Origin of the sequence: Streptomyces vinaceus (genome assembly GCF_008704935.1) — a bacterium.
Lineage (GTDB): Bacteria > Actinomycetota > Actinomycetes > Streptomycetales > Streptomycetaceae > Streptomyces > Streptomyces vinaceus.
Genome location: NZ_CP023692.1, coordinates 3,995,270 through 4,007,500 on the forward strand (window position 1 = coordinate 3,995,270; position 12,231 = coordinate 4,007,500).

Annotated in this window: 7 protein-coding genes; 4 read left to right on the top strand and 3 right to left on the bottom strand. The window is 74.3% G+C overall.

What is annotated here, in order from left to right; translation table 11 throughout:
- Window positions 1-891: 891 nt before the first annotated feature.
- A complete protein-coding gene (locus tag CP980_RS35180) occupies window positions 892-3,327 on the top strand; it encodes an ATP-binding protein (RefSeq protein WP_167535746.1) in 2,436 nt (811 codons plus the stop codon).
- On the opposite strand, the gene CP980_RS17980 is transcribed toward CP980_RS35180, so the two are convergent.
- Together CP980_RS17980 and CP980_RS17985 are read right to left on the bottom strand one after the other, a co-directional pair.
- Entirely contained in the window at window positions 3,314-5,296 is a 1,983-nt protein-coding gene (locus CP980_RS17980; protein WP_150528608.1) for a sigma-70 family RNA polymerase sigma factor, read from the bottom strand. The genes CP980_RS35180 and CP980_RS17980 overlap by 14 nt on opposite strands.
- 432 nt (window positions 5,297-5,728) lie before the next feature.
- Window positions 5,729-6,499 (bottom strand): TetR/AcrR family transcriptional regulator, encoded by a 771-nt coding sequence (locus CP980_RS17985; RefSeq protein WP_132761469.1) that lies wholly within the window; start codon window positions 6,497-6,499, stop codon window positions 5,729-5,731.
- A 342-nt stretch (window positions 6,500-6,841) separates the two neighbouring features.
- On the opposite strand from CP980_RS17985, the gene CP980_RS17990 reads away from it, so the two are divergent.
- Window positions 6,842-8,260 carry an NAD(P)/FAD-dependent oxidoreductase gene (locus CP980_RS17990; RefSeq protein ID WP_132761470.1) on the top strand — a complete coding sequence of 473 codons (1,419 nt, stop codon included), beginning with the start codon at window positions 6,842-6,844 and terminating at the stop codon, window positions 8,258-8,260.
- A 113-nt stretch (window positions 8,261-8,373) separates the two neighbouring features.
- Complete coding sequence (locus CP980_RS17995; RefSeq protein WP_150530258.1) at window positions 8,374-10,152, top strand: ATP-binding SpoIIE family protein phosphatase; 1,779 nt, start codon at window positions 8,374-8,376, stop codon at window positions 10,150-10,152.
- A gap of 101 nt (window positions 10,153-10,253) precedes the next feature.
- Here the strand turns inward: CP980_RS17995 and CP980_RS18000 are convergent, their stop codons facing one another.
- Window positions 10,254-11,543, bottom strand: a complete 1,290-nt coding sequence (locus CP980_RS18000; protein ID WP_132761476.1) for an MFS transporter — start codon at window positions 11,541-11,543, stop codon at window positions 10,254-10,256.
- A gap of 125 nt (window positions 11,544-11,668) precedes the next feature.
- On the opposite strand from CP980_RS18000, the gene CP980_RS18005 reads away from it, so the two are divergent.
- Window positions 11,669-12,205 carry a MarR family winged helix-turn-helix transcriptional regulator gene (locus CP980_RS18005; protein ID WP_069921218.1) on the top strand — a complete coding sequence of 179 codons (537 nt, stop codon included), beginning with the start codon at window positions 11,669-11,671 and terminating at the stop codon, window positions 12,203-12,205.
- The last annotated feature ends 26 nt before the right edge of the window (window positions 12,206-12,231 follow it).

The following is a 12,231-nucleotide window of genomic DNA, read 5'->3' on the forward strand; positions in this document are numbered from 1 at the left end:
CCGGCGCCCAACGGGCGACCCACAGCCCCCGGTTCCTCGGAGAAGCCGACACCAGCCACCTCCCCGGCGTCCCCCGCGCTCCCGGCAGCCCCGGAGCTCCCCGCCGTGCCGGTTTTCCCGCCGGTCCCAGCGGTATCCACGCCGCCGGCGTCGGCGGCGCTTCCGGCGGGGCCCGGCGTTCCGGCGTCTGCCGCGCTTCCGTCGAGTCCCGGCGTTCCGGCGTCTGTGGCGCTTCCGGCCAGGCCCGGCGCCCCGGCACCCGCCGTGCCCCCGGCCAGGCCAGGCGGCCCGGTGCATCCGGCATTCCCCCCGCACCGGGCCCGGCCCATGCCCCCGGCGGCGTCCGTGCCTCCGGGGGGTCCCGCCTCCTCCGCGACCCCGGACGCATCGGTGCGCGCAGTGCACCCCGTACCTCCGGCGCCCTCAGCGCCGACGGCCCCTTCCGCGTCGGCGCCGAGCCCTGCAGCCCCCGCCTCCCAGGCCGTACCCGCACACGCACCGGCTCCCGCGCCCCCATACTCCGCACCTCCCGCCTCCCCAGCACCGCCCGCGCATCCCACGCCTCCGGCACCCCCCACGCCTCCGGCACCCCCCACGCCCCCGGCACTCCCGACGCCCCCCGCGCCCTCGGCGCCCCCGGCACTCCCGACGCCCCCCGCACCCCCCGCGCCTCCGACACTCCACGCGCCCCCGGCACCCCCCGGACCCCCAACGACACCCCCCGCGCCTCCGGCACCCCCCGCGCCTCCGGCACCCCCCACGCCCCCGGCACCCCCCGCGCCCTCGCCGGCCCCGCCGCCCCCGCCTGCCCCCGCGCCTCCCGCCGGCCCCGGCGGGAACCTTCGGCCGCGGCTCACCTCCTTCGTCGGGCGGGAGCCCGAGCTGGCCGGGTTGCGGGGCGATCTGGCGCGGCTGCGGCTCGTCACGCTCACCGGCCCCGGCGGCTCCGGAAAGACCCGGCTCGCCGAGCACGCGGCCGCCGCCGACCCCGAACCCGGCTGGCTCGTCGAACTCGCCCGCCTCGACAACCCCGCCGCCGTCCCCGGCGCCGTCCTCAGTGCCCTCGGCCTACGCGAAGGCACCCTCGTCGCCCGCGAGAAGGCCCCCGCCGACGACCCCGCCGCCCAACTCGCCGAGCACTGCGCGAACCGCCGCCTGCTCCTCGTCCTCGACAACTGCGAGCACGTCATCGACGCCGCCGCCGAACTCGCCGAACACCTCCTCACCCACTGCCCCGGCGTCCGGATCCTGGCCACCAGCCGCGAACCCCTCGGCGTACCCGGCGAAACGGTCCGCCCCCTCGGCCCGCTGCCCCCCGACCCCGCGCACCGCCTCTTCGCGGACCGCGCCACCGCCGTCCGCCCCGGCTTCGCCCCCGCCGACGACCCGGCCGCCGTCGCCGAGATCTGCGCCCGCCTCGACGGACTCCCCCTCGCCATCGAGCTGGCCGCTGCCCGCCTCAACCTGCTCACCCCGCGCCAGATCGCCGACCGTCTGGACGACCGCTTCCGGCTGCTGACCGGCGGCGCCCGTACCGTACTGCCCCGCCAGCAGACCCTGCGCGCCGTCGTCGACTGGTCCTGGGACCTCCTCGACGACAGGGAACGAACCGTCCTGCGGCGCCTCTCCGTCTTCGCCGGCGGCTGCGACCTCCCGGCCGCCGAAGCGGTCTGCGCCGACCCCGGCACCCCCGCCGACGGCCCCCGCACCCTCGCCGCCCCCGACACCCTCGACGTCCTCGGCTCACTCGTCGACAAATCCCTCGTCGTCGCCGCTCCCGATCCCGATCCCGGCACCGGCATGCGCTACCGCCTCCTGGAGACCATCCGCGAGTACGCCGCCGAACGCGCGGCCGCTCACCCCGCCGACCGTGCCGCCGCCGCCCACCGCCACGCCGCGCACTTCCTGGCCCTCGCCGAGGAAGCCGAGCCCCTCCTGCGAGGCGCCGGCCAACTCCCCTGGATCCGCCGCGTCGAGACCGAACTCGACAACCTGCGGGCCGCCCTCCTCCACACCACCCGCACCGCGTCCGTCGAGACGGGCCAACGCCTCGCCCTCGCCCTCGGCTGGTTCTGGTGGCTGCGCAACTACCGCAGCGAGGGCGCCGAATGGACCGCCCGCATCTGGGAGACCCACCCCGTCGAGCCGCCCGAGGGCACCCCCGAGTACTGGCGCAGCATGAGCCTGCGCATGCTGCACGTCTTCCTCGTCGCCGACGGCAACGCCCCCGAGAGCCTCCGCACGCCGGAGAACATCGCCGTCGGCGAGCGCATACGCCGGGTCTTCCGGGCCGGCGGCCCCGAGAGCTCCCGCTTCCCCGGCGTTCTCTGGCCGATGACGAGCCTCCTGACCGGCAACGCCCCCGGCTCCCGCGATTTCCGCGACGGCCTGGACGAGTCCGTCGAGAACTGCCGACGCCACGGCAGGGACTGGGAGCTCGGCGTCTCCCTCATGCTCCGCACCCACATCGGCATCGACACCACCGGCGGCCTGTCCTCCGTCGACGCCGACCTCGCCGAACTGCACGAGATCGCCGACCGGGTCGGCGACCGCTGGACCCGCTCCCAAGTGGCGAGCGCGGCCGGCGAGGTCGCGCTCTCCCGCGGCCGCTACGACTGGGCCCGCAGCGAGTACGAGGAGTGCCTGCGCCTGGCCCGCGAGGTCGGCGCCCACATGGAGACGCCGTTCGTGATCGCCCGGATCGCCGAGGCCGCTTTCTGCTCCGGGGACTTCGCGGGCGCCGAGCAGCTCCTGGCCGAGGCGGCCCGCGAGGCCGACCGCCACGGCGGGACGCCCGAGATCAGTGCGTACGGCGGCATGCTCACGGCGCTCCTCGCCCTCGTCCAGGGCGACCTCGCGCGGGCCCGTACCGAGTGGGAGCTCGCCCGCGCCGCCGCCGCGAAGATGGCCGGGCCCCCGCAGCTCGCCGCCGGACTCGCCAACATCGACGCCGTCCTCACCGCCCGCGAACAAGGCCCGCGGGCCGGCCTCGCCAAGCTGGCACCGGCTCTGGCCACCGCCGTCGCCGCACGTTGCGCCGAGCGCGTCCTGGCCTCGCTCGCCGACAACGCGGCGGCCCTGCTGGCAGCCACCGGGCGTACGGCAGAGGCCGTACGGGTGCTGGCGGCGGCCACCGCGTGGCGCGCGGGCCATCCGCGCTCGGTCGCGGAACAGGCCGCCATCGGCGGACTCCCGGACGAGACCCGCGCGGTACTCGGCGCCGACCGCTACGCGGCCGAGGCGGCGGCGGGCGCGGAACTCTCCCCGCCCGAGGTGGCGACCCTGGTCACGGAGGCCACCCGCGCCGCCCCGGTCACCGGCAGCTGATCACCGCGTCGGCCCAGCTCGCCAACGTCGGCAGACTGCCCTGCCCGGCCTGCTCCACCACCAGCCGCATCGTCGTGCGCCCGGCCAGGGAGACGTCGACGGAGGCGGCCGGATCCCCGAACCCGAGCGCGTCCGAGCGCCACAGCCGCTGCCCGTCGGCGTACACGGAGAACCGCACCGTGCCGTCGGTGAACAGCGACAGGTCGTCCACCCCGGCCCGCGCCGAGAACGCCGTGCACTGCCGGTTGAGGGCGATCACCACCGAGGAGCGGGAGTTCACGGTGATCCCCTGCGCGAACCGCCGGTCCGCGATCCGCAGCCCCCACCGCTGCCACACCCAGCTGCTGCGCCCGGTCTGCAACTCGGGACCGCTGTGGTCGCCGAACGCCGCGTGCCCGAGCCCGGCCAGGCGGAACCCCTGGGGCTTCGGCGTGGACGGCGACGGGGACGGCGACGGCTTGGCCGGACTCGGCGACGGCGAGGGCTTCGCCGGAGGCTGCGGCGCCGGGGAGACGGGCGGAGCCGGAGCCGGCGCCTTCGGCTTCGAGCGGGAGGGCGTCGGCGTCGCGGGAGCCCTGCTCGGCTCGGAGGGTACGGAGCCCTGAGCGGCCGGCGGCTGCGCATCCGTCGGCTCCGCCGTCCGCGGAGGCGGTACGAGCGGCACCACGGGCGCGGCCACACTCGGCGCGGGCTGCGCCGTGGGCCCCTGCTCGGGATCGTCCCCGGCCAGCGCGAACACCACGCCGGCGGCCGCCGCGACCGCGATACCGGCGGCGATGGCGGCCTTGACCGGCAGCCCGAGCCCCTCGGAAGCCACCGCACCCCCCACCCCGGACCCGGCGCCCCCACCAGCACCACCGGCCCCGGCTCCACCAGCAGCCCCGGCGGCCCCACCAGCACCCCCAGCTGCCCCTGCCCCCGCCGTCGAGCCGCCCGAAGCCGCGGCGGCAGCGCCCGCACCCCCGGCCGCGACGGCCCCGCCGGCCACGACACCGGCGGCCTTCGCCGCGTACCCGGCGGCGAACCACCCGATGACCGCGACCGGCAGCAGCGCGGGAATGCCCGCGTTGACGTCCTTGAGCTCCCCGGCGGCCAGCCGGCACTTCGCGCACTCCTCCAAGTGCTTGCGCAGCCCGCGCTCCGCCCGCATCCGCAGCCCGCCGCGGGCATAGGCCCCCAGCCGGTCCGCGTACCGCGCGCAGTCCCCGCCCGCACTCAGCGCGGAACTCACATGCGCTTGCAGGTAGGCCTGCTTGAGCCCTTCCCGGGCCCGGCTGGCCAGTACCGCCGTCGCGTTGGCGCTCAGCCCGAACAGCGGGGCGATCGCGCTCGGCGAGGCGTCCTCGACGGTGGTGTGCCACAGCACGGCCTGCCACCGCTCGGGCAGGCTCCGGAACGCCTGCATCGCCAGCGACTGCTCCGCCTCGCGCATCGCCCGGACTTCCGCGCCCAGTTCGAGGGTGTCGTCCCCCGACAGGCCGGACATGCCGCCGCCCACCTCGGTCCCCGCGGCCGCCTGCTCCGCGAACACCGCGAAGTCCTCGACGAGGTGCTCCCGCCGGGATGTCTTCGCCCACGCCGCCGCGACGCGCCGCACCGTGGTCAGCAGGTACGCCCGCACCGACTGGTCCGGACCGGCCCCGCCCCGTACCGCCTGGAGCGTCCGGGCGAACACCTCGGCGGTCAGGTCGTCGGCCGTGTGCGCGTCGCGGCAGCAGGTCCGCGCGTAGCGCCGTACGGAATCGGCGTGGCGCAGGAACAGCTCCTCGTACGCGCCGTCGTCGCCCCCGCGCATCCGGGCGATCAAGTCCCCGTCGGACGGCGGCAGATCGGTGCCGGGATGCCCGGCGGACGCGTGCCGGCCGCGGCGCGGCGCGCGCTGCGCCGGGACCTGGCGTGCGGCCGGGCTCTCCGCCTCGACCTCGCCGCCGGCACCACCGAGCGGCTCCTCCCGACCGTCAACGCCCATCGCGGAAGCCCCCGCACGCCACACTCAACCGGTACACCGTTCAAGCGTGTCACACGGGGGGCGCGCGCCGGGCCCGTCTTCCCGCCATCCACTCGTCCGGGCAGCACCCGGTGAACCCCTCGTACGGCTCCCCACTCTTTCGAGTGAGGAGCCGTTCGGGGGCCGTTCGACGAACCGGCCGTCGAGCCCGAGCGGGCCACCGCAGGACGAACCGCACCGGACGGCCAGGCGTCCCAGACCACCAGGCCACCAGGCCGGCTCGGACCACCAAACCATCTCGGCCCGCCGGACGCCCAGCCCGCCGGCCGCCCAGACCGCCGGACCGCCAGACGATGAGGCCGCCGGCCCGCCGGCCCGTCCGCCAGACGAATAGCCCGCCGGACCACCGGCCGCCCAGACCGCTAGCCGCCGGACGCCCAGCCCGCCAGCCCGTCAGGCCGTACGGGAGCGCAGTCCTTCGAGCAGGATGTCGAGCAGCCGCGACGAAGCCGCCGCCTGCTGCGCCGCGTCGGGCAGCGCGGGAGCAGCCGTGGCTATCACCAGCAGCACATCGGCCACCGTGACGTCACCGCGCAGCTCACCGGCCTCGCGGGCGCGGTCCACCAGCCGGCCGACCACTTCGAGCAGTGCACCCGCGCCCGCGTCCTCGGAGGGCTCGTCCTCCATGGCCGTCCGCCCGCCCACGACCCGCAGCTCGGGGGCCCCACCGGTCACGCCGGCCTGGCGCTGGTGCGGAACCCGCGCCGCCGCCTCTTCGACACCGTCCTCGCTCGCCGACCCGACCCGCAGCACCTGCGGCGGCAGCAGCCGCCCGGCACCCGAGGCGACGGAGGTCCGCAGGAAGCGCGAAAGCGCCTGCCACGGCTCCTCCTCCTGACCGAGCGCGGCCTGGGCCTGCTCGGTCAGCCGGGCGGTCTCCTCCTCGGCTATGCGGCGGACCAGGACGTCCTTGCTCGGGAAGCGCCGGTACACGGTGCCGACGCCGACGCGTGCGCGCCGCGCCACGTCCTCCATCGGAGCCCCGTAGCCCAGCTCGCCGAACACCTCTCGGGCCGCGCGCAGCACGTGTTCGAGGTTGCGCTGGGCGTCTACGCGCAGCGGCGTGGAGCGGCCCACGCCGTGCGTCGTGGCGCCTGCCATCAGGCGGCCGCCGCTCTCGCTGGAGAGCGCGGTCGCGGAACCATGGAAATCGGAAATATGCATATGTATCCCCCGGTAATCATTTGTCTCCCCCCGGAGACACTCCCCGCCTTCGTGTCGAGGTGGGCCACGGTCATGTGGGCCCCGGTCTTACTCCTCGACGAGATACGAACATAGTTGAGCCAGAGTCAATTCAGAAGAGGGAGCCCCGGACGGACCACCGCCCGATCGGAGCATTCACCCCCACTTTTCCGATCCAAGCCCCCGGAATCACCCCCTCCGCACCCCCTGACCTGCGGAACTTCACACCCACTCAAGCCATCCGGCAGCCCCGTACCGGCACTCCCTCCGGTCACACAATGTGTCAGGGCTGTGGACAAACTCCCGGCCACGTTGCGTCATGGGATGGTGAAGGCTGCTAACTCCCGGGGCGAGGCCCCCGGTACCCCGCCCCGTACGCGCATCCTCGTCGTCGGCGGCGGCTACGTCGGCTTGTACACGGCACTCCGGCTCCAGCGAAAGCTCAGAGCCGGCGAGGCCGAGGTCACGGTGGTCAGCGCCGAGCCCTACATGACGTACCAGCCCTTCCTCCCCGAGGCGGCCGCCGGCTCCATCTCCCCGCGCCACGTCGTCGTGCCGCTGCGCCGCGTCCTCGGCACATGCCGCATCGTCATCGGCGAGGCCCAGCGCATCGACCACGCCAAGCGGACCGCGACCGTCGCCACCCTCGCCACCGAGGACGAGGGCACCGGACCGCTGGAGATCGAGTACGACGAACTCGTCCTCGCCCCCGGATCCGTCTCCCGCACCCTGCCCGTCCCGGGCCTCGCCGACTACGCCATCGGGTTCAAGACCGTGGAAGAGGCCATCGGCCTGCGCAACCACGTCATCGAACAGATGGACATCGCCTCCTCCACCCGCGACCACGCCCTGCGCGACGCAGCCCTCACCTTCGTCTTCGTCGGCGGCGGCTACGCCGGGGTCGAGGCCCTCGGCGAGCTGGAGGACATGGCCCGCTACGCGGCCCGGTACTACCACAACATCAAGCCCGAGGACATGAAGTGGGTGCTGGTCGAGGCCAGCGACCACATCCTCCCCGAGGTCGGCCCCGAACTCGGCGTCTACACGGTCCGCGAACTGCGCCGCCGCAACATCGACGTACGCCTGGAGACCCGCCTCGACTCCTGCGAGAACCGCATCGCGGTCCTCAGCGACGGCGCCCGCTTCCCCACCCGCACCGTCGTGTGGACCGCAGGCGTCAAACCGCACCCGGTCCTCGCCGCCTCCGACCTCCCCCGCACCGAACGCGGCCGCCTCGTCTGCACCGCCTTCCTCACCGTCGACGGCGTCGAACACGCCTGGGCCGCCGGCGACGCCGCCGCCGTGCCCGACATCACCGCCGAGGAGCCCGGCCGTGAATGCGCCCCCAACGCGCAGCACGCCGTCCGCCAGGCCAAGGTCCTCGCCGACAACCTGGTGGCCTCGCTGCGCGGCGAACCGCTCACCGAGTACGCGCACAAGTACGTGGGCTCCGTGGCCTCCCTCGGCCTGCACAAGGGCGTCGCCCTCCTCTACGGCCGCAAGCTCAAGGCCTACCCGGCCTGGCTGATGCACCGCGCCTACCACCTCAGCCGGGTCCCCACGTTCAACCGCAAAATGCGCGTCCTCGCCGAATGGACCCTCTCGGGGCTCTTCAAACGTGAGATCGTCTCCCTCGGTTCCCTCGAACACCCCAGGGCAGAATTCGAACTCGCCGCAGGACACGGCCACAAATTCCCCCCGCCCCCGCCCGCCCCCAACCCCCCGAAGGACAGCCAGGGCTGACGTTGTCAGTGCGGTCGGCCACACTGGACGTGTGACCATAGGTGGGCCCACGCCTGCACACAGTGACATTCACGGCACAGCGACCACTTGCGACACCACGAGGCTTGAACGCAGTGAACTTCACGCGCTGGAGCGCCCGTTTTCCCGGAACGCAGCGCCGCGCCGCCGCCCGGTCCGAGCACGCCGCCGCCCAGGCCAAAAGGGGTGAGGGTGCCGTCCCGGCAGCCCGCGGCGCCGCCGCCCGCCCGGCCACCGCGCCGGACGGGGGCCCCGCCGACCCCACGGTCTCCGGGACGGGAAGCGGCACCGGCCCGGGCGGAGGCAGCGGCAGCGGCCACGGCTCCGGGAGCGGCGCCCTCGCCGCCGTGCCCTCCCTCGACGAGCTCTCCGTACGGGAGGTCCTCGGCCGGCTCCCGGCCCTCGTCGCCCTCGTCCACGGCCCCGAACACCGCGTCGCCTACGTCAACGACGCCTACACCGCCGGGTTCGGCCCCCGCCCGGCCGGCGCGCCCGCCCACGACGCCCTCCCCGAACTCGGCGAGCTCGGCCTCCTCCCGCTCCTCGACCAGGTCCAGCGCAGCGGCAAGCCCCGTACCGCCAAGAACCGCACCGCACCCGGCGGCACCAGCTCGTACACCGTCACCTGCACCCCCGTCGAGTTCCCCAAGGCCGCCGCCGAAGGCGACACCGACCCCCACCACACCGGGGTCCTGATCCACCTCGCCGACGTCAGCGACCACGCCGAAGCCGTCGAACGGCTGCGCGCCAGCGAACGCCGCCAGCGCGAGGCCGCCGTCACCCTCCAGCGCTCCCTCCTCCCGCAGGAACTCGAACAGCCCGACGACCTCCGCATCGCCGCCACCTACCAGCCCGGCGGCACCGAGGCCGCCGTCGGCGGCGACTGGTACGACGTCATCACCCTCGGCGCCGGCCGCACCGCCCTCGTCATCGGCGACGTCATGGGCCGCGGGGTGCGCGCCGCGGCCGTCATGGGCCAGCTGCGCACCGCCGTCCGCGCCTACGCCCGCCTCGACCTGCCCCCGCACGAGGTGCTCCAGCTCCTCGACGGGCTCGCCGCCGAGATCGACGCCAGCCAGATCGCCACCTGCGTGTACGCCGTCCACGACCCCAACGAGGGCCTGCTCGCGTACGCCTCCGCCGGCCACCTCCCGATCCTGGTCCGCGACGAGGACGGCACCGTACGCAGAGCCGCCGACCCCACCGGCCCGCCGCTCGGCACCGGCGGCTGGCTGCACACCTCCGGCACCATCGCGCTGGGCCCGGGCTCCACCGCCGTCCTCTACACCGATGGCCTGGTCGAACGCCGCGGCGAGGACATCGACGAAGGCGTCGCCGCCCTCGAACGCGCCCTCTCCGGCGCCCAGGGCACCCCGGCCGTCATCTGCGACCGCCTGATGCGCGCCCTCGGCGTCGACGCCGACCACGACGACGACGTCGCCGTCATGGTCCTCCAGCAGCCGAGCCGCACCGGAGCCGACGCCGAGCTCTTCCACAACGCCGCCCTGGAACTCCTCGGCGGCGTCGAGGCGGCCCCGCGCGCCCGCGCCTTCGCCTCCGGGGTCCTCGCCTCCTGGCGCTTCCCGGTGGAGCTGTGCGACCTCGGCGTCCTGGCCGCCAGCGAGCTCGTCGCGAACTCCCTCCAGCACGGGACCCCGCCCATGCGGCTGCGGCTGCGCCGCACCGACCGCCGCCTGATCATCGAGGTCACCGACGGGGACGACCACCTCCCGCGCCGCCGCCGCGCCGAACCGGCCGACGAGACCGGCCGAGGCATCTCGATCATCGCGACGATCGCCTCCTCCTGGGGCTCGCGCCGCACCCCGGGCGGCGGCAAGGCCGTCTGGTGCGAGTTCGCCCTGCCGACCACGTAGCCGTACGGGCACGACGAAAGGCCCCGGTCCACCGACCGGGGCCTTCATCGTGCCCGTACTCCTACGTACTCCTACGTACTCCTACGTGCCCCTACGCGCTCCTACGCGCCGACGGGCTCACCCACCTCGGAGCCCGCCTTCGCGCCCTGCGCGACGACCCGGCTGCCCAGCAGCGACGGCTTGTCCTGCACCGCGCTCAGCTGCTTGCCGAGCCGCAGCGCCAGCCACGCGATACCCAGCGACACCGCGACGAACACCCCGATGTAGAGCATCGGCACGCCCGCACCCAGCGGCACGCCCAGCGGACCCAGGGCCAGCGCCATCTGCTTGACCAGCGCGAAAGCCGAGTTGTACTGGCCCACCGAACCCTCGGGCGCCAGGTCGGCCACCAGCGGCGCCAGCGTCGGCGAGAGCATCGCCTCGCCGATGCCGAAGAGCGCGTACGTGGTGATGAACGCGGCGGCCGCCATCATGGCGCTGCCGTGCCCCAGCCCCGAGAACCCGGCGATGATCCAGGCCACGGTCCAGATCAGGCCGACCAGCGCGATCACCCGGGACCGGCGGCGCTTCTCGACCAGCTTCAGCACGACGAACTGCGCGACGACGATGGCACCGGTGTTCGCGGCCAGCGCGAAGCCGAGGGTGGACGGGGAGATTCCGGCCGCCTCGGTACCGAAGGCGGCGAGACCCGACTCGAACTGCCCGTAGCAGGCGAAGAAGATCACGAAGCCCAGCACCAGCAGCTTGACCATGGCCTTGTGTTCCAGCAGCCGCTTCCACGCGCTGCCGCCCGCCTGCGAGGCGTCGCGCGGCACGGCGTCCTTGATGCTCGGCGCGTGCGGCATCCGTACGGTCAGGATGACCCCGGCCAGGACCAGGAACATCACGGCCTCGATGCCGAACAGCAGGGTGAAGCTGGCGGGCCGGCTCTCGTCGACGATCTGGCCGCCGATGAGGCCGCCGATGCCCAGGCCCAGGTTCTGCATGAAGAACTGGAGGGCGAAGGCGCGCGTCCGGGTGGCCGGCGTCGAGCACCACACGATCATGGTGGCCAGCGCGGGCTGCATGACCGCCTGCCCGGCGCCGAGCGCCAGGGCGGACAGCAGGATCGGCACGATGCCGGTGGACAGCCCGAGCGACAGCGCCCCGGCCGAGGCGGCGACGGCCGCGCCGATGACCACGGGGACGGGACCTCGGCGGTCGATGACCCGACCGGTGAGGGGCAGCGCGACCAGGGCACTGACGGCGAAGGCCACGAACGCGCTCGTGGCCGCCATGGAGCCCAGACCTCGCACCTGCGCCACGTAGATGTAGAGGAACGGAACCGTGAAACCGATGCCGAACGCGGTCAGCGCGTTGCCGGCCTGGATCCGCCGCATCGCAGCGCCCATCACCTTGGTCACTTCTCACCTGCCTTTGAGAGCTGAAGCCCGAAGACTTCATACCTAAACTTCGATCCTTAACTCTACACATCGAAGGAGTTAGATGCCAACGGGCTCGTGCGATACTTCGGAGCATGGGTGACACCCCCGACGGCACCACGCCCGTCCACGAGCCGAGCCTCGACGAGCAGATCGCCGTCTACCAGCGCGAATTCCAGGACCTCGACCCCCAGGTCGAGAAGGTGGTCTCTGCCCTCAGCCGGCTGAACCGCCGCATGAACGTCGCGTACGGACGCCAGACCGCCGCTCTGGGCATCAGCAACGCGGAGTGGGAGGTCCTCAAGGCACTCGTCATCTCCGGAGCCCCGTACCGGATGGGCCCGAGCGAGCTCGCGAAGCAGCTGGGCCTCACGCCGGCGGCGATGACCCACCGGATCGACCGCATGACGGCGGAGGGACTGGTGACGCGCGAGCGGGACGAGTCCAACCGGGTCCGCGTGATCGTGGAGCTGACGGACGAGGGCCGCAGCAAGTGGCTCGACGCGATGCGCGCGGCCACGGTCTTCGAGGAGGACCTCCTCCAGGACCTCTCCACGGCGGAGCGCGGAGTGCTGGGCGACATGCTCACGCGACTCCTGGACCGCGTCGAGGACCTCCAGTCGCCGAGCTGACCAGCAGCTGAGCTGCGGGGTTGACA

Bases quoted from the DNA above. Each gene is read 5' to 3' on its own strand.
- CP980_RS17980 (WP_150528608.1), bottom strand. From the start codon at position 5,296: ATGGGCGTTGACGGTCGGGAGGAGCCGCTCGGTGGTGCCGGCGGCGAG.
- CP980_RS17985 (WP_132761469.1), bottom strand. From the start codon at position 6,499: ATGCATATTTCCGATTTCCATGGTTCCGCGACCGCGCTCTCCAGCGAG.
- CP980_RS17990 (WP_132761470.1), top strand. From the start codon at position 6,842: ATGGTGAAGGCTGCTAACTCCCGGGGCGAGGCCCCCGGTACCCCGCCC.
- CP980_RS18000 (WP_132761476.1), bottom strand. From the start codon at position 11,543: ATGGGCGCTGCGATGCGGCGGATCCAGGCCGGCAACGCGCTGACCGCG.
- CP980_RS18005 (WP_069921218.1), top strand. From the start codon at position 11,669: ATGGGTGACACCCCCGACGGCACCACGCCCGTCCACGAGCCGAGCCTC.